The following is a 25,421-nucleotide window of genomic DNA, read 5'->3' as shown; positions in this document are numbered from 1 at the left end:
AAGATTGAGTAATGCTTGAAATTGCATTAGGCGTAATATTTTTCACGGTGATCGTGGTTGCGCTGGTTTTTATCATCATCGGTGCGAAAAGCAAATTGGTGGCTTCCGGGGATGTTGAAGTTCTGATCAATCATGAGAAGAAGATTCATGTACCTGTCGGCTCCAAATTGTTGACCGCGCTGGCTAACAATAAATTATTCGTTCCTTCGGCTTGTGGCGGCGGCGGTACGTGCGCGCAATGCCGGGTTAAAGTTCTTAAGGGCGGCGGCGAGATTTTGCCGACAGAGATGTCGCATATTACTAAACGTGAAGCGGCCGAAGGCGAGCGCCTGTCTTGCCAGGTCACCGTCAAGCACGATATGGAAATCGAAGTCGAAGACAGTGTGTTCGGCGTCAAGAAATGGGAATGTACCGTCAAGTCCAACGATAACGTCGCGACCTTCATTAAAGAGTTGGTTTTGGAATTGCCGGAAGGCGAAGCGATCGACTATCGTGCCGGTGGCTATATCCAAATCGAATGTCCGCCGCATGTGTCGCGCTATAAAGACATGGACATCGGCGAGGAATACCGCGAGGATTGGGATAAATACGACCTGTGGCGCTATGTGTCCGAGGTGAAGGAACCGGCATTGCGTGCTTATTCGATGGCGTCCTATCCGGAAGAAAAGGAAATCATGCTGAACGTGCGTATCGCGACGCCGCCTCCGGGTGCTCCAGACAGTGTCCCACCAGGCGTGATGTCATCCTATATCTTCAACCTGAAACCGGGTGACAAAGCCATCGTTTCCGGTCCTTACGGTGAGTTCTTCGCCAGAGACACCGATGCGGAAATGGTCTTCGTCGGTGGCGGTGCCGGTATGGCGCCAATGCGTTCGCACATCTTCGATCAGCTGCGCAGACTAAAATCGAAGCGTAAGATGACGTTCTGGTACGGCGCGCGGAGTAAACGCGAGATGTTCTATGTCGAGGATTTCGACATGCTGGCGGCCGAGAACGATAACTTCGAATGGCATGTAGCCTTGTCAGATCCGTTACCGGAAGATAATTGGGAAGGTTATACCGGCTTCATTCACAATGTCTTGTTCGAAGAATACATCAAGAACCATCCGGCGCCGGAAGATTGTGAATACTATCTGTGTGGACCACCGATCATGAACTCGTCGGTGATTAACATGCTGATCGAAAACGGCGTGGAAAGAGAAAACATCATGCTGGACGATTTCGGCGGCTAATTAGGTTTTATCGCAGTTTTTTGATGAGTATAAAATCTATTAAACGGGGAGCAGGTCTTGGCCTGCTTCTCGTTTTTTTATTGTACGGTTGCGACAGGCAGTCTTACACGAATAAGCCCTACCCATTCCAATATGCCAATGGAACGATGGGTACCAGTTTCAGCATCAAGGTCAGTCAATTACCGAAAACGGTCGCGCACGAAGCCTTGGTGCAGCAGATCGATGAATTATTGAGTTTGCTCAATAGGCAAATGTCGACTTATCTGCCGGATTCTGAACTCTCGCTGTTCAACAGCAGTCAATCGACTGAGTGGCAACCGGCTTCGCCGGCATTGTTTCAGGTCTTGGCGGAAGCCAAACGCGTCAATAAACAATCGCGGGGAGCATTCGATGTGACGGTGGGGCCGTTGGTTAATCTGTGGGGGTTCGGTCCGGATCCAATAAGTTTTGTGGCCCCGCCCGAGGACCAGATAGCGGCGAAATTACACCTGATCGGTTCCAATCATCTTTTTTTGCAAGATGACGGGCTGGCGATCAGAAAAGATATTCCGCAGCTGTATCTTGACTTGTCGGCCTTAGCGAAGGGTTATGCGGTGGACCGGGTGGCCTTGTTGTTGGAACAGCAAGGAATAGAAAATTATTTGGTGGAAATTGGTGGCGAGATTCGCCTGAAGGGAGTCAATATACAAGGAAAACCCTGGCGTATTGCGGTTGAAAAACCCGCCGCCGATAGCCGGATGATTCAAAAAGTTTTGCCGGTCAGCGACATCTGCATGGCGACTTCCGGTGATTACCGCAATTTTTTTGAAGTCGATGGCGTGCGTTTTTCCCATACCATCGATCCGCGTACCGGCCGGCCCATTACCCACAAATTGGCATCGGTGACGGTTTTAAGCCAAACGACGATGACGGCGGATGCTTGGGCTACGGCGTTGACGGTATTAGGACCGGTGCAAGGTTTTGAGTTGGCTCAGCAAAAAAACATTGCGGCTTTATTTATAATTAAAACCGATGCGGGGTTTATGGAAAAAAGCACGTCGGCTTTTAACGATTTCTTTGAGGTGAAATCATGACATATTTTCTGATTACATTTGCATTTATGCTGTTGGTCATCGTTATCATGGCGATTGGTGTTATATTCGGGCGCAAGGCGATCAAAGGTTCCTGTGGCGGGGCCAATAATGGCAATTGTATTTGTGTGGAAAAATGCGACAAGCGCAAAAAACTTGAAGCCGAGACCGAAGGGAAACTGTAAAATGTCGAAGTACAGCGTTGAGGGCGCCGTCGCGAAATAGGTAAGCATTGGCTCAGTTGCTGATTATTTCGGCTGTTTTTCAGTTTGCGCGGTATCATATTAAATTTACAATAAAAGCCTTTTCAGCACTCGTATGAAACCTAAGGAACGAGATTGTCGAGCGGCTTATCTTCAATAATAAATTTATTCTAAAGAGGATCTATATGCTGGCTAAAATTACCATAGCGGACTATATGACTAAGCATGTTTTCACATTGAAGAGGGAAACCAGTGTTTTAGAAGCCATTAAGTCGTTATTAGCCCATAAAGTAACTTGTGCCCCAGTCGTGGATGAACACGGTAAGTTAGTGGGCATGTTTTCCGAAAAAGACAGTATGAAGGTTGTATTGGATTGCGCCTATAATCAGGGTATGAGTGGCACGGTCGGCGAGTTCATGACCAGCGACATCATCAGCGTGGATGCCGATGCCAGCATTGTCGACCTAGCGGAACGATTTGAGGATTCAACAATCAGGAGTTTTCCGGTTTTCCGTGATAACGACTTGGTTGGCGTGGTTAGCAGAACAGACGTATTGAAGGCATTGACGTCGATAAAATAACCTTTAGATAGTCATGGCAAAACCTACATTTTATTGGCATGACTACGAAACCTTCGGCACTGATCCGCAACGCGACCGGGTCTGTCAATTTGCCGGTATCCGAACCGATCTGGACTTCAACATCATCGGCGAGCCGTTAATGCTCTATTGCAAGCCGGCCGCCGATTGTTTGCCCCATCCGCTAGCCTGTTTCATCACCGGCATCACGCCGCAAATAGCCGAACGCAATGGCGTTTGCGAGGCAGAGTTTATTCGCATCATTCATCGGGAATTAGTGGAACCGGCCACCTGTACGGTCGGTTATAACAACCTCCGCTTTGACGATGAAGTGACGCGCAACCTGCTTTACCGTAATTTTTACGATCCCTATGCCCGGGAATGGCAAAACAACAACTCACGATGGGATCTGATCGATGTGGCCAGGGCGGCGCGGGCATTACGGCCGGCCGGCATCGAATGGCCCGATAACGAAGAGGGAACCCCCAGTTTTCGCCTGGAGGAGTTGACCCGAGTCAATGGCTTAGAACACGGTGCGGCCCACGATGCGTTATCGGATGTCTATGCGACGATCGCGATTGCGAAGTTAATTAAACAGAAACAGCCCAAGCTTTATCAATTCCTGTTCGATCACCGTATTAAACAAGAAGCGTTAAAATTACTCCGTCTAGGCTCTTACCGACCTGTCGTGCATATTTCCGGTAAATACCCGGCGAGCAGGCATTGCATGGCGGTGGTGGTTGCTATCTGTCAACATCCCGAGAATAGTAACGGGGTGATCGTGTACGATTTGTCGGTGGACCCGCAACCATTACTGGAATTAACGGCGGAAGAGATCAAACAACGCGTGTTTACGGCAACAGCCGATCTGGCCGAGGGGATGGATAGAATTCCGTTAAAAACGGTGCATATTAACAAATGTCCCGTATTAGCCCCGGTATCGGTGATTCGCGAGCAGGATGCCGAGAGGCTCGGATGCGATTTAAGTCAATGCCATGCCAATCTTGAACGCATCAAGGCGGCGAAGAGGTTGGACGATAAGCTCATGGAAGTTTTCAAAAGCAATTTTGATGACACGCCGACAGACCCGGATTTGATGATTTACAGCGGCGGATTTTTTTCTCCGCATGATAAAGCCGAAATGAACAAGGTCAGGGACGCGACGCCTGAGCAGCTGTCGACCCTAGCGCTGGATTTTCGGGATAAACGTTTGCCGAAAATGTTATTCAGATATAAAGGCCGGAATTTTCCGGAAACGCTAAATTGCGCCGAACAACAACGCTGGCGGCAATATTGTATCGAAGTGCTGCAAGACGAGCAGGTTGGGCCATCCTTGAACTTGGCCTCCTTTTTGCCACAGCTGGAACAACTGCGCCGGGAATATCCGGGAAAAAATTCCGTTTTTGAAGATTTGCAAGCGTTTGCCGAGAATAGGAAAAGTTTTTTGTCAACCTCCTGAATGAGGTGTCCTGATGGATTCGTTCAATTGTTATTCACTCGCAGTTCAGGACAATGGCGGAATAATTTATTGCGATCTTAGTGAGTTGTTAGCAATCTCCTAACCACTATCATATAATTAACCGTTTTATTTTTGCGTCCATAATAGGAAATCAATATGAAAAAAATCTCGTTATTTCTGTTTTTCATTCCATTGCTGTTTGTCGCCACGGCGAAGGCGCACGGCCCGGTGAGAGGAAAAATGACCGCTTCCGTAATCGTCAATGCACCGGCCGAGCAAGTTTGGGACGTCATTAAAAACTATGACGATATGTCATGGCACCCCAGCATTCAAAGCGTGACAGCCGACAAGGGTAATAAAAAGGGTTCCGTGCGTGTCTTGACATTAACCAATGGCGGCAAAATCACCGAAAAGATGAAAGATTATAAGGCCGACAAAATGTCTTATAAATATAAAATCATCGAAATGACTTCAACCGGCACCGTGCATCACGCCGGTCAAGACGAGCCAATTCCGGTATTGCCAGTGGAAAACTATGCCGCTACCTTGTCAGTGAAGGATAAAGGCGGCAAAGCCTTAGTCACTTGGGTAGCGACTTACTACCGCGCTTATGTCAACAACAACCCGCCGGCGGAATTGAACGAGGAAGCGGCCGACAAAGCCGTGACTGCGGTTTTGACTGATGGGTTGGCTAATTTGGCTAAAAAATTCGATTCCAGCGCATCTGCTTCCGATGTCAAGATTAAATTGAAACGTTAAATTAGCGTTTTATTCTCGTATCCGGTTCCCGGCTTTCTGTCCGGGGACCAGCTCATCCTCCCGTTTTTCCGAATATTCTGTATCGGCCACGGAACATCAGCCATGAAAAAATTAATTACGGCAACCGTTACCGCCTTTCTGTTCAGCATTGCTGCGCAGGCAGGGACATACGCCTTCATTACCGACCAGCTCGACAATAATGTGTCGGTACTCGATACCGGGCAGCAGAAAGTGATTAAGAATATCGCGGTAAGCGGAAAGCCGGCCGGCGTTGCCGTTAACCAACCTCTGCGTCAAGTTTACATCAGCACCCCGGAGGGTGGTGGTTTCGCCGTGCTGGATAGCCAAAATCTGCAATTACTCGACAAGGTCAAGGTGGGCGGCGCTTCCTTAGGGATCGCCGTCGATATTCCCGGCGATAGAATCTTTGTCGCCGATTGGTACGAAAATACCGTCGACGTTTTCGACAGCCGTTCTTTAGCCCACCTCAGTAAAATTCAGGTAGGCCGGTCGCCATCCGGCATGGTGGTAAGTCCCGATAATCGCTGGCTGTATGTCGCCAACCGCATGGACGATTCAATTTCACAAATAGACTTGAGCAGTCTGAAAATCCGAAATACCACCAAGGTCGGGATACACCCATTTGGCATTACCGTTTCAGCCGATGGTCGACACATTTATACGGCGAATGTGGAAAGCGATGACGTCACGGTGTTGGTCCCCGGTCATCTGAAACGTCGGGCTACCGTTAAAGTGGGTGCCAGACCTTATGCGGTCGCTTTAGCGCTCGATGACAGCCGCTTATTCGTCACCAATCAGGACGACAGCACCGTTTCGGTGATCGATACCGCCAGTTTAAAACCGATTGCGGTCATCGAAGTCGGTGAAAAGCCCGAAGGGATTAGCACGCATCCCGACGACAGGCATGTCTACGTGGCCAATTGGTTCGACGGGACCGTCTCGGTGATCGACGCAAAAACTTTGCAAGTCACCGCGACGATCGTATCCGGAGAAGGCAGTCGTGCATTCGGCCAATTCATGATGAAATAGTGCCGAGCGTATTGGCAGTACGGCATTTACTTGATAGACTGCTGCCCGGTTAACATTTAGGAGAATACTATGGCCGAAACGGTTGATGAACTGACTGTCAGCTATGAAGATGGCGGCATAGAAACAGTCAAAGAGCTGGATAAAAAAGTGCTTAGCAAAGGCGCCTGGGCAACCGTTATTTTTCGATATCAGGATTGGAACCGCAGTAAAGAAGAATACGGTCCGGATAAATTCACTATTCGCCGTTATCAGAAACGCAACGGCGAATACCGGCAACAGTCCAAATTCAATATATCCAGCGAAAAACAAGCCAAAGAAATTATCGAGGCCTTGTCCGAATGGATTGACAAGGAGTGATGTTATTATTTGGCTGGAAGGGTCAATCCAGCCACTCGATAATATGATCCTCCAGATTATCCACTTCGGATTCTTTCATGGCATAACTGCTGATCGCGGCGCCGGCGTCTTTGACCGACTCATGCGTGCCGCTGATTAACGGATGCCAGTCCGGTAAAGGGTGGCCGTCCGCCAGTAAGCGATAGGCGCAAGTCGACGGCAACCACGTATATTCGGTGAAGTCGTGCTGCTTAAGATCCAGACAGTCCGGCACGAGCCGGCAGCGGTCGTCGTAGCGGGTGCAGCGGCAGCTGTCCAGATCGATTAGGTCGCATGCCACGCTGGTGAAATAAATGTCGCCAGTGTCTTCGTCCTCCAATTTATTTAGGCAGCATTTTCCGCAATTGTCACATAATGACTCCCATTCCTCGGTGGTCATTTCGGCCAGTGTTTTTTGCTCCCAAAATCTCATATCGACAACCTTTCCATTAAATAGCAGAGACAGTCCTGGCGGATGACTCTTTCATCCAAGGTTAACATGGAAGGCATGGTTCGACGTTTCATCAGTAACTCATTGTTATTGATTTCAAAAAAATGCTCGGTCACGATGTTGCCCTGTTCGTCCTGGGCAATAACCGGCATTTGACCATTGTGGTTGACGGTGCCGAAGAGGGTGCCGGGAGCGAGTTCGGTGAAATTCATTTTTTCCAGGTCTTTGTCCAGTAATAAGTCGCAGTCTTGCTGTTCGAAGCTGAATTCGATCTCTTCGCGGGTTTTGACCTGGGCCACGGTATGAAAGAGATCGATATTGCGTTCGGCTATCGGATGGTCGCTGATTTCCTGTAAATGAAGGCAAGTATTTAGAAAATCGAAAGCATGTTCGATTCCATGCTGCTGTCCGGGGCGGCCGCATTCCAACGTGACGGCGGGACATAACTCGGCAAAAGCCATCGATTGCACGCCCTTGGGACGGGTAAAGTAGACGATCAAGTGTCCGAACAACGAAGCCAATTGCAAATAGCGGTTATCCAATTTGTTAATACAGGCATAATGGGGATTCAGTCCGGTATTATTGTGCACATCGACGCTGGCGAATACTCGACGGTGTTTCATGACATCGACGATTTCCCGCATCACTCGGGTTTCTTCGCATTCCTCCATTTCCGTGCCCGGCCACACGCGGTTAAAGTCGGGTTGGCGTTGCAAACGGCGTAAGCCGTGTTTGGCGGCTTGCGTGTTGCCGAGAAAGATAGACAGCGAACGCGGTAGCGGCGAATCCTTGTATTTTTTCAACAACTCTTGCAAGGCGAGTAAGCCGGTGGGTTCGTTACCGTGTAACAAAACCGAGATAAACAAAGGGTCTCGTTGTTGGCCCTGTAAGTGAATCAGGGTCGGTTCGGGGACGATTTTCCACAGGGATTTCGCCGATGCCGTTAAAATGCCTTCGGGTAGATAATCCAATTGCCGCAATCTCGACATATCAGGCAATACTCCATTCGCTGACTGGTTTGCCGGATTGTTGGTTGTGCAGATACGTTTCAGTCATTAGCTTAAAGTTCTTACCTTGTTCTTGAATAAACTGCCGTTGCCATTGGCAACCGGTTTGTTTGTTATTGAGTCTTTGCATCATTATATCGAGATAATCCTCACTATCACAGCGACTGACCCCGAGCGATGCCAGTCCCAGCACCGCGCGCTTGATCAGCTCTTTTTGAATAAGGGTGTGCAAGCGTATTTTTTCACCGCCGATCCAATTGATATGGGCATCGATACCATGCCGGGCGGCTTGATAAAAATTATCCTTGGCTTGGGAAAAAGGTATGGGCGGGCCTTTTTCCATAATTTCATCGCAGAGGTTTTTTGCCAGTCCGTAATAAAAAGCGGCGTTGGCGATCGAGTCGATGACCGTCGGCCCGGACGCCGGAGTGCGGTGTTCGATTCTAATATGCGGGGTACCGTCGTCGTCGAATCCGATCAACGGCCGGTTCCAGCGCCAGATGGTGCCGTTATGCAATTTCAAATGGGCAAAGGCTTCAGGAACTGTGTCCAATTTTTCCGGCAATAAAATTGGAAAATGCTGTAGATTTTCGTTAAAGCATTCAAAAATGGATTTTCGGGCATAATCGGTACCGAAACTGACGCGCCTGACCGGCCCTTGCGAGGCGCCCGCATAGCCGCCGGTTTCGATTGCTTGTTCGAACAAGGGAATGCGCGATTCGTGCCATAAATCCTTGCCGAATAAATAGGGCGCGTTGGCGCAAATGGCAACGATCGCGGCCGAGGCGATAATCGAGGCATTGTAGAAATGATGGGCGACGGTTAATGGTACCTGAATATGTATCTGGAAAGAGGTCGTGGCCGACTCCAGCATCACATCGTGGTGGTCGAGCTTCAGGTGTTCATTGCCGTTAATGTCCAGGTGTAACGGTTTGCCCCGTGATTGCAGGATTTGCTCGTTCAAGGCGCGGTAGCGATTAAGGTCCGACATGTTTTTTAGGGTCAGATCGCTTTGCCGCAATGTGGGTAAAATACCAATCATCAGCAACCTGTTTTGCATCGACTCGGCATGTCGCGAGGCGCTATCCCAAGTGGTTTGGAGCTGTTTTTGTAAGCGGCTGAAGACATTGCCGGCCAAGGGCGTGGGGGTGCTGTTCAATTCAATGTTGAACTTTGCCAATTCCTCGAATGCCAAGGGATGGTCGAGCGTCTTTAAGAATTGGGCGTTGATCGGTGAGGGACGAAAATGTCGATCTACTATCCAGGCTTCAATTTCAAAGCCGGCTACCGGAGAACGTGTGGAGAAACCGTTTTTCTCCATGATCCGCTCGAGTAATGCGGTTTCCTGCTGAAGTTTTTGATAATAACGATCAAAATCTCCTTGCTCGAAACTCGAAAATGAGATTTCTTGACCCATGTTGCGGCCCGCGATAGTTACATAGCTGTTGGCAATCTACCGGAATTATCGGCGGCTGGCAAACCTTCTGAAGATCATTTTCTAGGCTTGAAGAGGATTAATCGAACAGATCCCAGACCGGGCGGCTGCCATAAGGGAGTTCGGCCAGGCGCCCCAGTTCTACCCAAGGATCTTTGGGCGTATGAAAATCGGAACCTTGTGATGCAAATAATTGGAACTTTTGCGCCAGGAAATGGCTACGTTGTATGTCATCGACCGAGCTGCGTCCGGTCACGACCTCCATGCCTTGGCCGCCGGCATTCTTGAACGCCGTCAAGGCGCGAGTCATCCAATTTCCGCTCAGGTTATAACGCAAAGGGTGCGCCAACACGGCAATGCCGCCGCTAGTTTTGATCCAGTCGATGGCCTGTTGTAGGTCCGCCCAAACGGTGGCGACGTAGGCCGGTTTCCCCCGGCCCAGATATTTATCGAATGCGTGCTGCTGGCTGTCGACAAAATGATTGGTGACCAGAAAATCGGCGAAATGCGAGCGGGTGATCATGCCCGTCCCGGCAGCTGCCTTGACGGCCTCGTAGGCGCCGGGGATGCGTTTTTTCTCTAGCTTCCAGGCGATTTTTCTGGCCCGTTCCGCGCGAATACCCTGTTGGGTTCGAATACCGTCGAGTAGGGCGGGGTGGCAAGGATCTATGTCTAAACCCACGACATGAAAACATTTGTTTTCCCAAGTGGTCGATAATTCAATGCCGGAGATGAAACGGATGCCGAGTTCCGTAGCGGTTTGTTGCGCTTCATCGAGTCCGTCGATGGTATCGTGGTCGGTCAAGGCCAGAACGGTAACGCCTTGTTCGCGGGCTCTGAGCACCAACTTTTTAGGCGACAAGGCGCCGTCCGAAGCGGTAGAGTGGCAGTGTAGATCGTATTTTTCCATGATTTATTGGTACTCTCCATAGAGTTTGGCATAAAGACCGTTTTGTTGAATCAAAGTTGCATGCTTGCCTTGCTCGCAAATACGGCCTTCTTCGAAGACATAGACATGATTGGCCTGCTTAACGGCGCTTAAGCGGTGGGCGATGATGATGGTGGTCTTGTCATGAAGAAAGTCGGCCAAGGCGCTATGGACTTGATGTTCGGTGTCCGTGTCCAGGGCCGATGTTGCTTCATCCAGGATCACCACCTTGGGGTTGCTGACGATCATACGCGCAATTGCCAGGCGTTGCCGTTGTCCGCCCGACAGGCGCATGCCGTGTAAGCCGACGATAGTATCCAGGCCTTGATCTAAGGCAGAGATGGCGGTTTTTAATTGCGCGATTTCCAAGGCTTGCCATAAATCCTGGTCCGGAATATCGCGGCCCAACGTCAGATTGGCCCTGATCGTATCGTTAAACAGTGCAGGGTGTTGCAATACGGTGGCGACATGTTCGCGGACGACTTCCATGCCGATCCGCTCAATCGGAACATTGTCGAAATAAATTTTACCCCGATTGGGGGGGTACAGTCCGATCAAGGTTTGCGCCAAAGTCGATTTGCCTCCGCCGCTGGCTCCGACCAGTGCAACTTTTTCGCCTTTTTTGATGTTGAGATGAATGCCATTCAGCACCGGCTCGTCTTTGTAACTGAAATGCAAGTCCTCGATTCTGACGCTGACTGTGTTGCTGTGCAGAAACGGGTTGTCAAGATGAGGATAATGCGGTTCTTGCCGTAACTGGTTTAAATTGTTGACTCTATGCAGCGCGGCTTTGGCGGCATAATAGGCATGCTGAATGCCCAAGATTTCCTGAACCGGTGCCATCATGAACCAAAGATAGCCGAACACCGCCAGCATTTGGCCAATGGTTAAGTCCGAATAGAGCACCATGAACATCGCCGTCGCCCTGAAAATGTCGAAACCGAACAAGAAGACCAGAAAGCTGAGGCGGCCGGCGGCATCGCTTTTCCAGGCAAAGGCTGTCGAATGATTTTTTACCGTCAGGGCGGAATCTATCAGGCGTTGGCAATAGTGTTTTTCACGATTGCTAGCACGGATTTGGTGAATGGCTTCCAATGTTTCGGTCAAGGCCTGCTGGAATAGGCCATATGCCCGGTTTTCCCTGGCCTTCAAATCCTTGATGCGGGAGCCGACGACCTTGGCGAAATAAATAACTACCGGGTTTAGAAACAAAATGAATAAGCCTAATTGCCAGTGCATCCATAACAAGATAATTGCCGTACCGATGACAGTCAGACACGCGATCAACAGTTTACTGATTGTCGAGCCGATAAACGTATCGATGGTGTCGAGATCGGTGACCAAATGGGTGACAACCGTTCCACTACCCAGGCTTTCGTATTCCGACATGGAAATACTCTGTAGATGGTTGATTAGGTTGCGGCGGATACGAAAAATGACATCCTTGGCGACCAGTGAAAACTGGCGGGTTTGAATGATATTGAGGATTAGTGCGAACAATCTCATCAGCAGGCTGACGATTAGGATGATACCGATGTAAGTCAGCGGCTGTTGCCAATCGGCGGGAATAAAACGATTAATGAATGCGACGGTTACCCCGGGTTTTTCTAACAGCACTTCGTCCACTAGCAGCGGCATCAAAAGGGGGACCGGCACACTGGCAATCGTGGCTAATATGGCGATGACATGAGCCGAAAACAGTTCCTTTTTGTGTTCCAGTGCTATTTTATAAATATAGTTCCATGAATAATGGCGCGCTTGTGATGAGCGAGAACGAGTCACGTCGAGAATGTGGCGATTGCTTAAATCTGATCAATTATAACTGTCGGAGCAGCGTTTTGGAAAATTAGTTTTGCGTTCTATCGGCATTGTTCTTTCGATAAAATCTTGTGGTTTGTTGGGGAACAACACTCTTATTTCTCGGTCGAGAAGGAAGGCATTGCAGATCACGCAAACTTATACTACCGTTTAGTTTAGTTCACTCATTCACATTTTATCAGACCCATTTCTGATGTTTGACACACTTCGACTGATAATTCTCTGCTGTTTTTGCTTAATGGAAGGTATAACGTTAGCTTCAGCGGCTTCCTTGTCTGAATCGAGAGAAAAATTCTTGCAAGCGGAAAAGTATATTCGTTTACACAAAAATAGCGAATATCAACAATTGGCCGAGCAACTGAGGGATTATCCGTTATATCCCTATTTACGCTATCAGTGGCTAAAAACCCATCTCGATCATAATGAAGAGATAGAAAGCTTTATTTTAAAATATCGAACGACGCGTTACGCCGGTTTGTTGCAAAACCGATGGCTGCGACAATTGGCCAAGAATAAAAACTGGAAAGCATTGATTAAGCATTACCGGAGTTCTAGCAGTGCTGAATTGCAATGCGATTATCATTGGGCCAAGTATAATGCCGGACAAAAAACCACGGCATTGAAAGCGGCCAGAAAACTCTGGGTCGTTGGCCATTCGCAACCGTCCAACTGCGATTCATTATTCAATCGCCTTATTAAATCAAAATATTTTACTCGCGATATGCTTTGGCAGCGATTTCAAGCGGCGCTAGGTAATGACAAGGTGCAACTGGCCTCCTATATTGAAAGCTTAATGTCCACCAAGGATAGGGATGTCGCTGAATTATGGTTGAAAGTCCATCGTAATCCGCAATTAGTCAGTAATGGCACCAACTGGAGTCAGGGGGGCAGCCAGGCGGGTTTGATATTCGCTCATGCCGTGGATCGTATCGCTAGAGGCAACTCGGCCACGGCGGCCGAAATATGGGACCGGTATAAAGATCAATACATTATCCCACAACATCGGGCGGAACAGATTGAAAGGCGTTTGGCGTTGGGCTTGGCATTCAGGCGCGATAAGCAGGCTTACGCTCGGCTTGATAAATTGAATAAATCCGATAAAGAGGTTCGCGAGTGGCAAATCAGAACGGCACTGCGGGAACAGAATTGGCAGCATGTGGAAAAATCCCTGAAGAAACTGAACGAACAGGAAAAGCGCGATATTCCCTGGCGCTATTGGCTGGCAAGATCCTACGAGGAGTTCGGTAATCAAGAACAAGCCAACAAGCTGTTTACCCAATTGTCCGAGGACAGAAGTTTTTACGGGTTTTTGTCGGCGTATAAATTGGATCACAAAATTCAGATTAATCATCGCCCCGTTCCAATTTCGGCTGAGGAAATTGATAAGCTGGAACAACGTGATGATTTTCGTATGGTGGCCGAGTTTAGGGCAATAGGGCGTAATGAAGAGGCCAAGAGGCAGTGGTGGTACGCGGTTTCTAGGCTAGAAACCAATGACATATTGGTCGCCGCGAAATTGGCTGAAAAATGGCAATGGAACCAAGAGGCCATCTTCACCATCGCCAGGGCAAAATATTGGGACGATATGAGTTTGCGCTTTCCGATCAAATATTCCGATCAAGTAAAGCTCAATGCCGAGCGGCAGGAATTGGATCCCGCCATCGTTTTTGGTTTGATTCGGCGGGAAAGCGCATTCAAGCAAGATGCAAGATCGCCGGTAGGGGCAAGAGGATTAATGCAAATCATGCCTAAAACCGGCCGGCAAATCGCTCGCGAACTGAAGGAAAAATGGCGCAGTGTGAGGAGTCTGTACGATCCTGACGTCAACGTCAAATACGGTACATTCTATTACAAGAAGTTATTGGAACAGTTCGATGGCAATTATGCCTTGGCCGCCGCAGCCTATAACGCCGGTCCTCATCGGGTTAAACGCTGGTTACCCGAGGATCGCGCCATTGCCGCCGACATCTGGATTGAGACGATTCCATTTAGGGAAACACGGGCCTATGTCTCGGCGGTGCTTACTTACGCCTTAATCTACCAACAGCGGTTACAGCGAAACGTGCTTAAAATTAAGGATTTTATGCGGGATATCTTGCCGGGCTAAAATTAGGGCTGATTTTTTCCGACGTCTGTTAGATAATAGGGGATTAATTATCCATCATAAGGTTTAAACCACCGGCTTTAGCCGGTCAGCTTTAGCTGCGATAATTTGCCCAAGGAGGTGGCGATGGACTATAGATACGGCAGCCATACGGTTTACCAAATTGAGTATCATTTTGTTTGGGTTACGAAGTATCGTTATAAAGTGCTGAAGGATGAAATAGCCGAACGAGTGAGAGACTTGGTGCGGCAGACATGCGAAGCCTTTGAGATACGGATTATCAAAGGTGTCGTGAGCAAAGATCATGTGCACATTTTGGTGAGTGCGCCGCCGACTATGGCCCCAAGCGAAATCATGAGGCGAATCAAGGGACGAACTTCGAGCTATCTGTTCGAAGAGTTCCCGCACTTGAAAAAGCGATATTGGGGTCGACATTTTTGAGCCCGCGGTTATTTTTGCGCCACAGTGGGGCAAATGACTGATGAGATGATAAAGCAATATTTGGAGCATCACTTTGAACCTAATCCAAACGATAATTTCAAGATGGAGCCCGACTAAGACGCGTCGTTTAGTCGACGCGTATCCGGACTTTCAGTCCGTTATTGGAACCCACCCGCTTGAGCGGGTGGTTGTTTAGTAGAATTATTAGCCAGGTAAATTTTAATGGAGAAACAGCATAGTTTTACGCGCGAAGAATTATTGAAGTCCGGTCGAGGTGAATTGTATGGGCCGGAAAACGCGCAATTGCCCCTTCCGAATATGTTGATGATGGACCGAATCACGCATATATCCGACGAAGGCGGAAAATACGGTAAAGGCGAAATCATTGCTGAGCTCGATATTAATCCCGATTTATGGTTCTTCGATTGTCATTTTCAGGGCGACCCCGTCATGCCTGGCTGCCTTGGATTAGATGCCATGTGGCAGTTAATTGGTTTTTATTTGTGTTGGCTGGGAGGCCCGGGCAAAGGTCGCGCCTTGGGTTGTGGAGAGGTTAAATTTACCGGGCAAGTACTTCCTACAGCAAAAAAGGTTACTTACAAAATTGACTTGAAACGGGTCATTATGCGCAAACTAGTGATGGGAATCGCAGATGGCGTCATGGAAGTGGACGGAAAACCGATTTATGAAGCGACCGACTTACGAGTTGGCTTGTTTACTTCTACCAAAGATTTCTAAAGGTTGAAAAAATGAAAAGAGTTGTCGTAACCGGCTTGGGTATTGTCTCCAGTATCGGCAATAATCGAAACGAAGTAGTTGACGCTCTTAAAAATGGGCGTTCGGGCATTGCTTTTGCCGAAGATTACAAAGAACTGGGGTTTCGCAGCCATGTTCGTGGTCCTATCAATATCGATCTGGATCAATTCATCGACCGTAAAATTAAGCGCTTCATGGGTGATGGCGCGGCCTTCAATTATGTCGCCATGCAACAGGCGATTGACGACTCCGGCCTGGAAGATGATGACGTATCGAATTTTCGCACAGGATTGGTTATGGGGTCGGGTGGTCCTTCCACCTCCAATCTGGTCGAGGCGGCCGATACCTTGCGTTCAAAAGGGGTAAAACGAGTGGGGCCTTATATGGTCCCTAGAACCATGTCCAGCACCAATACCGCCTGTTTGGCCACGCCTTATAAAATTAAAGGGGTAAATTACAGTATCAGTTCCGCCTGTGCGACCAGTGCGCACTGTATCGGCCATGCCATGGAGCTGATTCAAATGGGGAAACAGGATGTCGTATTTGCCGGTGGCGGCGAAGAAGTGCATTGGTCCATGTCGGTGCTGTTCGATGCGATGGGCGCCTTGTCCTCGAAATATAACGATACCCCGGAAACCGCTTCCAGGCCTTATGATGCAACCCGTGATGGTTTCGTAATTTCGGGCGGTGGTGGCGTCCTGGTTATCGAGGAGTTGGAACATGCCAAGGCGCGTGGCGCTAAAATCTATGCCGAATTGGTGGGATACGGAGCAACTTCCGATGGCTATGATATGGTTCAGCCATCGGGTGAAGGCGCGGTGCGTTGCATGCAACAAGCGATGGCCACTGTCGAAGGTAAAATCGATTATATCAATGCCCATGGTACCAGTACGCCGGTAGGGGACATGAAGGAGCTGGAAGCTTTGCGAACGGTGTTCGGCAATGACAACGTACCTGCCGTCAGTTCGACTAAATCGCTGACCGGACATGCACTAGGTGCGGCCGGCGTGAACGAGGCCATCTATTCGCTGTTGATGATGGAAGAAAACTTTCTCAGCGCTTCTGCCAATATTACTGAGCTCGATCCGGAAGCCGCCGGAATGCCCATCGTTCTCGAGCGCTGGGATAATGTGACGCTGAATACCATTATGTCCAACAGTTTTGGCTTTGGCGGAACTAATGCGACATTGATCTTTCAAAGATATAACGGCTAAGGATAGGGAAGTTCTTTAAAGGATGTCGAAAGGTTAAGGAAGGAATGTTTTGGAATAACGCAATTCACATTGAACTTTTCCAAAATTAATTGTCTTATATATATGTAATTTGAGTATAATTACACCATATCTTGGGGGCGACCTGGCTTCGACGTGGGTAGCAAAACCTCGAGTGCATGCCGAGCACAGTACAGCTCGTAAAACCTACTGACTTTAAAGTATTCGCAAACGACGAAAACTACTCAGTGGCTTTAGCTGCTTAAAAACAGCACCACTCCTCTGACTACATGTGCTTATGCGTGTAGAGCAATTCCTTCGGGAAGGGCGTTCAGGGGTCATCTCACATAAGATCGCGTTAGGATTTTGTTCGGAGTCCGAAGCGCTAAATTTAATCGAAATCGTCGTTGATCTTCCTGGCCCGACGGGTAGTCAACGATTAAATCAAAAGCGCGGGATAAGCATGTAGACCTTGTGGCGGAGTGCTTGCGGACGCGGGTTCAATTCCCGCCGCCTCCACCAATTAACTCATTGATTTATAGTTATTTATTTGTAAAAAACGCCAATCAGTGGCGGAAAAATGGCGTTGATTAATTAGAGTTGGCGCTATTTCAATCGATAAATCCAATACAATCCAAGAAAGTCCAGAAACCAGCGGCAATGCTGGTTTTTTTATGCCTAAAAGCCGAAGGTATATGTCAAACAATCTTGGTTCAAATAAATTAGTGGTCATAAGAAAACAAGTGAATATTTGATTTGTATCAAACGTTTAAAGTTCTTATTATCGCTGAATATTCATTCTGTCTACCGATTCCTAAAGCACTTAACTAGTGAAATTAAATCAATCCATCAACCAAAGTGTTTATGACGCCACTAAAGAAAGAGAGCGGCATTGCGCGCGCTGGTTGAAATCCCTGCATAGAACGGTACGACGTCCTCTGGCGCTTTCGGTTTTGGCCGGCAGTGCCCATGGTGCGTTGATTATTGTCCAGTCGGCGTTATTGGCGTTGATTCTGCAACGGTTCATCATCGAACAGAGTCCTTGGCAAGGCTTGACCGTGGAGCTGGCGTGGCTGGCGCTTGTCATGCTGTTGCGGAGTGTGTGTAGTTATTTCACTCAAGTTTGCGGGTTTTCCGCGGCGGTTCAGGTTAAAAGGCAAATACGGCAGGAAATTTTGACTAGGCTTGGTGAATTGGGGCCGGCATTTGTTAAACGCCAACACAGTGGGCAACTGGCTGCTAATACACTGGAGCAGTGCGAAGCGGTGGAAAAATATTTCAGTCGCTATGTTCCGCAGAAAACGATCGCCGCCATCGTACCTGTTTTGATCCTATTGGCCATTTTCCTTGTCAATTGGGTGGTCGGCGTGATTTTTCTCGTAACCGGTCCGCTGGTGCCATTGTTCATGGCCTTGATCGGCATGGGCGCGGCGGCGGCCAGCCGTAATCAATTTCAGGAAATGGCCTGGATGGGAGGTTATTTTTTGGATAGGCTGCAAGGCTTGACTACGTTAAAACTGTTCGGGCAGGCCGACAACGAATTGCAGCGAATCGGGCGCGTGGCTGATTCATTCAAAACCAAGACGATGGCGGTGTTGCGCATTGCCTTTCTGTCATCGGCGGTATTGGAGTTTTTCAGCGCCGTGGCTGTGGCGCTGGTCGCCGTTTATGTCGGCTTGGGGTTGTTGGGGTTGATTCATTTCGGTCCGGCCAGCGATATTTCCTTGCAGCAGGCCTTGTTCGCATTGTTGTTGGCGCCGGAGTTTTTTCAACCATTGCGGCAATTGGCGGCCAATTACCATGATCGTGCGGCGGCTTTGGGTGCTGCCGATCATATTTTGCAGGTATTGGATCGGAATGCCGGCGGCCAGGAAGTGCCGAATTATCGTGAATCTGCTTATTGTCTGGAACTGATCGGAGCCAGCAAATATTATGGACGACGGTTGGTATTGAGTCCTATCGATTTACGCGTTGCCTGCGGCGAAAAAGTAGCCTTGGTCGGCGAGACGGGGGCCGGTAAATCCACTTTACTGAATTTATTGTTGGGATTCGAACAACCGTCCGCTGGCCAAGTCTTGATCAATGGCGGCCGGGCAACGCGGGAACATGCCGCAAGACAGATCAGCTGGTTGGGTCAAAGGTCGGCGATTTTCCATGGCAGCATCGCCGATAATATTCGGTTGTTCGACCCGGAAATTGCCTGGCAAGCGGTTGAGTCCGCCGCGCGAGCGGCCGGCGTTATGGAATTCGCTTCAACCTTGCCGCAGGGGTTGGGCACGCTCATTGGCGAGCAAGGTTACGGCTTGTCCGGCGGTCAGGTTCAGCGTATCGCCTTGGCCAGGGCCTTGTTGAAAAACGCCCCTATCGTATTGCTGGATGAACCCACCGCCAATTTGGATCGGGCAACAAAACTGCGCTTGTTGGATAGCATAGAACGATTGTTTAAGGACAAGACCGTCATCATCGCAAGTCATGATTCCGAGGTCGTCACCCGCATGGATAAACGGCTATGCTTGCAAGACGGAGTGTTGCTATGAAGGATCTCTGGTATTTTTTGCATTTATTTAAACCGTATCGCTATTGGTTGCTCGGTGGGGTGATGATATCGCTGCTTACCTCATTGGCTTCCATTGCCTTGTTGGCCCTGTCCGGTTGGTTCATTTGCGCCGCCGCGGTTGCCGGGGCATTGGCGCCGGACGGCGTGGCGGTGAGTTTTAATTTCATGCAGCCAGCAGCGCAAATCCGGGCGTTGGCCATTATCAGAACCCTGGCTCGCTATGGCGAAAGGTTGGTTACGCATGAAGCGACCTTCCGCGTGTTGGCCGAGATTCGGGGTTGGTTCTTCGCTCGCATGATTCCATTGGCGCCTGGTCAATTGGCATTGCGGCGTAGCGGCGATTTGCTGCAACGCATGACCGGCGATATCGATGCGTTGGATGCCTTGTATTTGCGCCTGTTGGCGCCGATGGCGATCGCTTTGCTGGCTTCGCTGTCGGTTACTTTGTTGGTCGCCGTGCATTCAACATGGTTGGCTGCCGGTCTGGTGTTGATGCTGGTGTTTGGCGCCGTTATCGTGCCGTGGTTGTTTAATCGCCTGGGTAAGAAGGGGGCAGTACGGGAATCGGAACTCATGGCCGAGTTCAAATATCGCCAGGTTGAAATGTTGCAGGGTGTTGGCGACCTGCTTGCTTTTCAAGCCTATAACCGTTTCAAAGATCATTTGTTGTCAGTTTCCGAGCGATTGCTCGCGACCCAATCAGGAAACGATAAACTGTCGGCGCTTTCGTCGGCGTTGACGTTGCTGTTGGCGCAAGCGACGCTGTTGTTGTTTTTGCTCGGTGGCGGGGTTTTGTTACAGCAACATAGCTTGAGTTCGGGGCCGGTGATGGCGTTATTGCTGTTCTGCGCACTGGCCTTGTTCGAATGGATCAATCCGTTGGCGCAGGCGATGCAAATGTTGGGTAAAACGCAGAATGCCGCGCACCGGATCAGGTCCTTGGCGGAAACCAAACCGACGATCGAGGAGCCGGTAATCGACAATCCATTGCCTGCCGGTAATCAATGGCGTTTAGAAGGAGTCGGTTTCCGTTATGCGGAGGAGGGGGATTGGATATTGCGGGGCGTAGATCTTACCCTGGAACCAGGCGCTAAGATTGCCATCATCGGGGCCAGCGGCACGGGGAAATCGACCTTATTGCATCTCATGTTGCGTTTCTTCGATCCGCAACAAGGAAGAATCCTGTTGCAGGATGTCGATATCAGGAAGATACGCAGTGAGCGGCTCTATACACGGGTCGCCTTGCTGTCGCAACGCAGTCAATTATTCGCCGGGACGATACGCGACAATTTGTTGTTGGGCAAGCCCAAAGCGGGCAACGATGAGCTGAATGCGGCGATTAAGCTGGCAGGTTTGTCGGCGTTGTTGGCCAGATTGCCGGAGGGTATCGATACGTTGGTCGGCGAGCAGGGCAGTCGGGTCTCGGGCGGCGAGGCGAGGCGTATTGCCTTGGCCAGAGTGTATTTAAAAAACGCGCCGTTGCTGCTCCTGGATGAGCCGACCGAAGGTCTGGATGCCGGGACCGAAGCCGAAGTCTTGCGGGCGCTGCAGGAAATCAGCCGGGACAAAACGGTCGTGATGGTAACGCATAGAAATGCCGGATTACAGCTGACCGAACGGATTTATCGACTGGAGTCGGGTAGGTTGATCGAGCAATGAGCATCGGTTATGGCAAAGCGAACGATTCAAATAGAGCGCCTTGAGCGAGCGATGCAATCATGAATGGTGCCCAGGGCCGGAATCGAACCGGCACGGTGTTGCCACCGAGGGATTTTCGTCACACTACAGCTTTCGTTGCCAACCGAGGTTGTTCGTGCGCTGGACTTTCTCTTGACCACCACCATGATGTGCTGAGGTCCCGCCCGTCAAGTCTCTGCACCTTCCTGAAATAAATCAGGCTTGGCTCAGGATTGCCATCACCATTACGTGTTAAGGTTTCCCTGAATTTGAGCGGATTCACACTAGCGGTTTCCCGGCTAGGTGCTCATTTTCGCTTAAGTCCCTTGCGTCTACCAATTTCGCCACCTGGGCAGATGACTCTAATCAAGCCATGAATGTCAACCTGATCAGTAAGAAGTGCTTTTTGCACTGCCGTGTTTCGGATGTATGCCGTTCATTTATCGATACAAGCCGAAAGAGCTGGCTATTTTATACATCCTTTTCATAAAATGCCAGTCAATTTTATCGATATTTCAGAAACGCCTTATTGGCATGAAATCATAAACGAGAGTTGGAGGTTGGTTTGGAAGGTTTTGTACGTTTAGGCATTGCCGCGGGTGTTTTTTTGTTGATGATCAGTTGGGAGGCGCTCAACCCAAGACGCACAACGGTCACTCGTAACCGGCGTTGGCCGGTGAATTTGGGATTGGCTTTTTTCAACATGGCCATGATGCGTTTGACGGTTGGCGGATTGGCTTATCTCAGTGCCCTCGACGCCACGGAGCGGTCGGTGGGGCTACTGAACCTAATTAATGTGCCAGTGTGGGTATCTTTCCTGCTGACTCTGCTGGTGCTGGATTTCGCAATTTATTGTCAACACATCATCACCCACAAGTGGCCGTTGTTATGGCGTTTGCACCGAGTGCACCATAGCGATCTGGAGTTCGATGCGACCACTGCCGTTCGCTTTCATCCGCTGGAGATCCTGTTATCGATGTTTTATAAGGTTGCCTGGGTTTATCTGCTGGGTGCGGTGCCGATGGCCGTGATCGTTTTCGAGATCATCCTGAACGGAGCCGCTACTTTCAATCACAGTAATATCAACATACCGGTTAAATGGGACAAGGTCTTGCGTTGGTTCATTATCACGCCGGATATGCACCGGATCCATCATTCGACCCTGCGTAAGGAAATCGACAGTAATTACGGTTTTTCCATTTCATTGTGGGATCGCATGTTCAAGACCTACACGGCCGATCCGGAACAACCGCAAACAACCATGAAAATCGGTTTGCCTTCTTTGCGCTCGCTACAACAGGTAGGGTTTGTGAAACTGTTACTGTTGCCTTTTAAAAGCGTTCCGCGCTAATTGTTTTGTAACGACGCCTATACAAAGCCTTTTGAGCGTCTGATGGGAAGCCGTAGATGGAATGAAATGATCCATGTATTGGAAAGCAATCAGTAATTCTTGGCTTTTATATCAACTTAAATGATATTATAGTTCTCTAATATATGTTGAGGTTAGGTTTCCTACCGGTATATTATTCCTAAGCAAAAACCGGGAATTAAATTTGAATCCAAATCATTTGCTTACTTTCGCCGTGGTCGCCAGATATAAAAGTATTACCCAAGCCGCTCAATTTTTGGAGCTCGGCCAGCCAGCAGTTTCCGGACAGTTGAAGTTGTTGCAGACAGCGGTCGGTGAACCCCTTTATGAACGAAAAGGGCATCAGATTGAATTAACCCCGGCAGGGCTGGGCTTACTAGAATACGCGGAAAAAATGTACGGCGACTTCAAACAGGCGCTCGATTATGTCCGTTGCTTGAAAGACATCAACGCCGGCAGTTTGCGCATAGGCGCGACCAGTACGCTGGCCAGTTTTTTTCTGCCGAAATATGTCGTCCGCCTGCAAACCGAACATCCCGGCGTGCAGGTGTATATGGAGACCGAAGATACCCAAACCATCGTCCGGAAAATACACGATTACGATTTGGGGTTTGTCGAAGGAGCCGTCACGGCGGATGAATTGCCGGCCAATTATGAAATGATTCCGTGGAAAAACGATGAAATCGTTCTCATTCTGGCAAAGGATCATCCGTTGGCCCAGCAATACCGGGATGCGGTGCCGCTGACGGTCTTTACCGAACATCAGGTGATTTGGCGCGAACCGGGATCGGGCGCTCGCCGGGTGGTGGAAAAAGCGCTGGCCGATGCCGGCATCGATGCCCCGGTCAATATTGAAGTTCCCGGAGTAACTGGCGTTAAGGAAGCGGTAAGAGCGGGCCTGGGAATCGGTTTTTCTTCGTCTCAAGCGTTGCGCCACGAAAGCAAAGGTCTGGTCGCCAGACGCATCAATCCGCCTGACGGTCTGCCCTGGGATTTGAATATGATAGCCCCTAAACCCATCATGCAGTCTCGCGTGGCCAAGGCGTTTTTGGCCCTCTGCCTGTCCGAATGATCATTATGAAATTTTTCGTTTTATTCGCAATATTATTATTGAGTCCCGTTTTGTTGGCGCAGCAACCGTTGACAGTGGAACAAGTCGCTCCCGGCATCTATTTGCATTTTGGCGTGCATGAAGTACCCGACCGCCACAATCACGGCGCCATCGCCAATATCGGTTTTATTGTCGGTGATGATTGTGTCGCGGTAGTCGATACCGGCGGAAATCCGCAGCAAGGCTTGGCCTTAAAGAGCGCCATTCGGGCGACCACCGATAAACCGGTTTGCTATGTGATCAATACCCATGTCCATCCCGATCATATTTACGGCAATGCGGCGTTCAAAGATGGCAAGGTCCATTTCATCGGCCACCATAAACTGGCGCGGGCGATGGCGGTGCGCGGCGAATACTACATCGATAAGGCGGCCGATCAATTGGATGTAGCCTTGACGGCTGACAATTTGGTTCCGCCCGACATGCCGGTCAAAAAGCACATGGTTATCAACCTGGGAAACCGGGAATTGGTCTTGACCGCCCATCCGACCGCGCATACCGACAATGATTTGACGGTATACGATAAAAACACCGATACGATGTGGTTGTCCGATCTGTTGTTCATTGGCCATTTGCCCGTTATCGACGGCAGCCTGAAAGGGTGGCTGGCGGAACTGGAAAGGCTGGAAAAGCATCAATACGCCCATGTCATTCCGGGACATGGGCCTTTCGTAACCGATTGGCCTGCGGCGATGCAACCGCATAAACGCTATTTGACCACGCTGTTGACCGAAATCAGGGAAATGATACGCCAGGGAAAATTTCTGGAAGAGGCGGTGGCAACCGTAGGCCGATCTGAAAGCCGGAATTGGCAGTTATTCGATCAGTTTCATCGTAAGAACGTCACAACGGCGTTTGCGGAATTGGAATGGGAAGAAGATTAATCGTTTCCCTATCGACGAATTTTGATGTTGTAAGAGAGTTGAGAGAAAAAACATGAGATTGAGTAAACTTTTATTACCGTTATTGTTGTTCCCAATGTTGGCTATGGCGGCCCAGGAAGAAAGCAAATGGACTAATGAATTGAAACAACAATTCTTTGCCGGCAAAACGATTAAGGAGTCGGACGATGTGATTAGCATCGATGCTCCCTACCGGGCCGAGGATCCGGCTTTGGTGCCTGTGAAGATCATTAGCAAGATTCCGCAGACACCCAATAAATACATCAAAAAGATTTTGGTGTTGGTCGATAAGAACCCGTTTCCCTTCGTCGGCGAGTTCGAATTCACTCCCGCAAGCGGCAAGGCCGATTTGGCGATGCGCGTCAGGGTCAACACTTATAGCTACATTCGGGCGATCGCGGAAATGAACGACGGCGCTCTTTATATGACCAAGAAGTTCGTCAAGGCCAGCGGCGGTTGTTCCGCGCCGATTGGCGCCGACCTGGATGCGGCGATGAAACGTTTGGGCAAAATGAAATTCCGCTTGGATGAAGGGGTCAAATCCGGGGAACCAACCCTGGCGCAATTGCTGATCAGTCATCCAAACATCACCGGTATGCAAATGGACCAAGTGACGCGCTTCGTTAAAAAATCGCATTTCGTCGATCATTTGAAAGTGACTTTTAACGACCAGCCGGTGTTGACCGCAAAGACCGATATCGCCATCAGCGCCGATCCTAACTTCAGATTTTATTTTGTGCCGAACGGAGCAGGGGAGTTGAAGGCTGAATTCACCGATATGACTTGCGAGTCGCCGACCAGTCGCGATAGTTGCCGCAAAATCAACCGCTATAGCAAAGTCGAACAGATCAATCCCTGATCGAATAGCGGCAAAGCTTTCATTTAGCGGATAGGTGTGGCATTATTTTCCGCCCTAAAACTCTGTGAT

The 25,421-nt window shown here is 49.4% G+C and carries 22 protein-coding genes, 1 other RNA gene and 1 pseudogene; 19 read left to right on the top strand and 5 right to left on the bottom strand.

Annotation, left to right across the window (positions count from 1 at the left end):
- Nucleotides 1-11: 11 nt before the first annotated feature.
- The 8 genes from nqrF to EP25_RS0104405 all read left to right on the top strand — a co-directional run bounded on the left by nqrF (nucleotide 12) and on the right by EP25_RS0104405 (nucleotide 6,708).
- The gene (gene nqrF, locus EP25_RS0104445; protein WP_031432778.1) at nucleotides 12-1,232 is read left to right on the top strand and encodes an NADH:ubiquinone reductase (Na(+)-transporting) subunit F; all 1,221 of its coding nucleotides are present in this window, start codon (nucleotides 12-14) and stop codon (nucleotides 1,230-1,232) included.
- A gap of 146 nt (nucleotides 1,233-1,378) precedes the next feature.
- Complete coding sequence (locus EP25_RS0104440; protein WP_031432777.1) at nucleotides 1,379-2,305, top strand: FAD:protein FMN transferase; 927 nt, start codon at nucleotides 1,379-1,381, stop codon at nucleotides 2,303-2,305.
- Nucleotides 2,302-2,487 (top strand): (Na+)-NQR maturation NqrM, encoded by a 186-nt coding sequence (nqrM, locus tag EP25_RS0104435; RefSeq protein ID WP_031432776.1) that lies wholly within the window; start codon nucleotides 2,302-2,304, stop codon nucleotides 2,485-2,487. Before EP25_RS0104440 ends, nqrM begins: the two co-directional genes overlap by 4 nt.
- Before the next feature lie 203 nt (nucleotides 2,488-2,690).
- Nucleotides 2,691-3,086 (top strand): CBS domain-containing protein, encoded by a 396-nt coding sequence (locus EP25_RS0104430; RefSeq protein WP_031432775.1) that lies wholly within the window; start codon nucleotides 2,691-2,693, stop codon nucleotides 3,084-3,086.
- Between the two features lie 13 nt (nucleotides 3,087-3,099).
- Complete coding sequence (sbcB, locus tag EP25_RS0104425; RefSeq protein WP_031432774.1) at nucleotides 3,100-4,542, top strand: exodeoxyribonuclease I; 1,443 nt, start codon at nucleotides 3,100-3,102, stop codon at nucleotides 4,540-4,542.
- Between the two features lie 156 nt (nucleotides 4,543-4,698).
- A complete protein-coding gene (locus EP25_RS0104420; protein WP_031432773.1) occupies nucleotides 4,699-5,301 on the top strand; it encodes an SRPBCC family protein in 603 nt (200 codons plus the stop codon).
- A 102-nt stretch (nucleotides 5,302-5,403) separates the two neighbouring features.
- Nucleotides 5,404-6,351: a cytochrome D1 domain-containing protein gene (locus EP25_RS0104410; protein ID WP_031432772.1), complete on the top strand. Its 948-nt coding sequence runs from the start codon at nucleotides 5,404-5,406 to the stop codon at nucleotides 6,349-6,351.
- Nucleotides 6,352-6,420: 69 nt separating this feature from the next.
- Nucleotides 6,421-6,708 carry a hypothetical protein gene (locus EP25_RS0104405; protein WP_031432771.1) on the top strand — a complete coding sequence of 96 codons (288 nt, stop codon included), beginning with the start codon at nucleotides 6,421-6,423 and terminating at the stop codon, nucleotides 6,706-6,708.
- A 22-nt stretch (nucleotides 6,709-6,730) separates the two neighbouring features.
- Here the strand turns inward: EP25_RS0104405 and EP25_RS0104400 are convergent, their stop codons facing one another.
- The 5 genes from EP25_RS0104400 to EP25_RS0104380 all read right to left on the bottom strand — a co-directional run bounded on the left by EP25_RS0104400 (nucleotide 6,731) and on the right by EP25_RS0104380 (nucleotide 12,185).
- Nucleotides 6,731-7,159, bottom strand: coding sequence for a YcgN family cysteine cluster protein (locus tag EP25_RS0104400; protein ID WP_031432770.1), 429 nt, complete (start codon nucleotides 7,157-7,159; stop codon nucleotides 6,731-6,733).
- Complete coding sequence (locus EP25_RS0104395; RefSeq protein WP_031432769.1) at nucleotides 7,156-8,166, bottom strand: M14 family metallopeptidase; 1,011 nt, start codon at nucleotides 8,164-8,166, stop codon at nucleotides 7,156-7,158. The genes EP25_RS0104400 and EP25_RS0104395 overlap by 4 nt, the downstream gene beginning before the upstream one ends.
- A gap of 1 nt (nucleotide 8,167) precedes the next feature.
- Nucleotides 8,168-9,601, bottom strand: coding sequence for a glutamate--cysteine ligase family protein (locus EP25_RS0104390; protein ID WP_031432768.1), 1,434 nt, complete (start codon nucleotides 9,599-9,601; stop codon nucleotides 8,168-8,170).
- A 97-nt stretch (nucleotides 9,602-9,698) separates the two neighbouring features.
- Nucleotides 9,699-10,532 (bottom strand): PHP domain-containing protein, encoded by an 834-nt coding sequence (locus tag EP25_RS0104385; RefSeq protein WP_031432767.1) that lies wholly within the window; start codon nucleotides 10,530-10,532, stop codon nucleotides 9,699-9,701.
- Nucleotides 10,533-12,185 carry an ABC transporter ATP-binding protein gene (locus EP25_RS0104380; protein WP_235185982.1) on the bottom strand — a complete coding sequence of 551 codons (1,653 nt, stop codon included), beginning with the start codon at nucleotides 12,183-12,185 and terminating at the stop codon, nucleotides 10,533-10,535.
- A 475-nt stretch (nucleotides 12,186-12,660) separates the two neighbouring features.
- Here EP25_RS0104380 and EP25_RS0104375 point away from each other — a divergent pair, with 475 nt between their 5' ends.
- From EP25_RS0104375 to EP25_RS0104325, 11 genes and pseudogenes are all read left to right on the top strand, one after another.
- Nucleotides 12,661-14,472 carry a transglycosylase SLT domain-containing protein gene (locus EP25_RS0104375; RefSeq protein ID WP_235185838.1) on the top strand — a complete coding sequence of 604 codons (1,812 nt, stop codon included), beginning with the start codon at nucleotides 12,661-12,663 and terminating at the stop codon, nucleotides 14,470-14,472.
- 123 nt (nucleotides 14,473-14,595) lie between these two features.
- Nucleotides 14,596-15,027: pseudogene (gene tnpA / locus EP25_RS0104370) on the top strand (IS200/IS605 family transposase).
- A gap of 105 nt (nucleotides 15,028-15,132) precedes the next feature.
- Nucleotides 15,133-15,648, top strand: a complete 516-nt coding sequence (fabA, locus tag EP25_RS0104360; RefSeq protein ID WP_031432764.1) for a 3-hydroxyacyl-[acyl-carrier-protein] dehydratase FabA — start codon at nucleotides 15,133-15,135, stop codon at nucleotides 15,646-15,648.
- An 11-nt stretch (nucleotides 15,649-15,659) separates the two neighbouring features.
- Complete coding sequence (fabB, locus tag EP25_RS0104355; RefSeq protein ID WP_031432763.1) at nucleotides 15,660-16,880, top strand: beta-ketoacyl-ACP synthase I; 1,221 nt, start codon at nucleotides 15,660-15,662, stop codon at nucleotides 16,878-16,880.
- A 133-nt stretch (nucleotides 16,881-17,013) separates the two neighbouring features.
- Nucleotides 17,014-17,399: a transfer-messenger RNA gene (gene ssrA, locus EP25_RS22865) on the top strand.
- Nucleotides 17,400-17,707: 308 nt separating this feature from the next.
- Nucleotides 17,708-19,414: a thiol reductant ABC exporter subunit CydD gene (cydD, locus tag EP25_RS0104350; RefSeq protein ID WP_051906383.1), complete on the top strand. Its 1,707-nt coding sequence runs from the start codon at nucleotides 17,708-17,710 to the stop codon at nucleotides 19,412-19,414.
- A complete protein-coding gene (gene cydC / locus EP25_RS0104345; RefSeq protein WP_031432761.1) occupies nucleotides 19,411-21,093 on the top strand; it encodes a thiol reductant ABC exporter subunit CydC in 1,683 nt (560 codons plus the stop codon). The genes cydD and cydC overlap by 4 nt, the downstream gene beginning before the upstream one ends.
- 583 nt (nucleotides 21,094-21,676) lie before the next feature.
- A complete protein-coding gene (locus EP25_RS0104340; protein WP_031432760.1) occupies nucleotides 21,677-22,462 on the top strand; it encodes a sterol desaturase family protein in 786 nt (261 codons plus the stop codon).
- Between the two features lie 202 nt (nucleotides 22,463-22,664).
- Nucleotides 22,665-23,552: a LysR family transcriptional regulator gene (locus EP25_RS0104335; protein WP_031432759.1), complete on the top strand. Its 888-nt coding sequence runs from the start codon at nucleotides 22,665-22,667 to the stop codon at nucleotides 23,550-23,552.
- Between the two features lie 5 nt (nucleotides 23,553-23,557).
- Nucleotides 23,558-24,475 (top strand): quinoprotein relay system zinc metallohydrolase 2, encoded by a 918-nt coding sequence (locus tag EP25_RS0104330; RefSeq protein WP_031432758.1) that lies wholly within the window; start codon nucleotides 23,558-23,560, stop codon nucleotides 24,473-24,475.
- 52 nt (nucleotides 24,476-24,527) lie between these two features.
- Nucleotides 24,528-25,352 (top strand): quinoprotein dehydrogenase-associated SoxYZ-like carrier, encoded by an 825-nt coding sequence (locus EP25_RS0104325; protein WP_031432757.1) that lies wholly within the window; start codon nucleotides 24,528-24,530, stop codon nucleotides 25,350-25,352.
- The last annotated feature ends 69 nt before the right edge of the window (nucleotides 25,353-25,421 follow it).

It is taken from the genome of Methylomarinum vadi, assembly GCF_000733935.1.
Taxonomy (GTDB): domain Bacteria; phylum Pseudomonadota; class Gammaproteobacteria; order Methylococcales; family Methylomonadaceae; genus Methylomarinum; species Methylomarinum vadi.
This window is presented reverse-complemented; position numbering and strand designations above follow the sequence as displayed.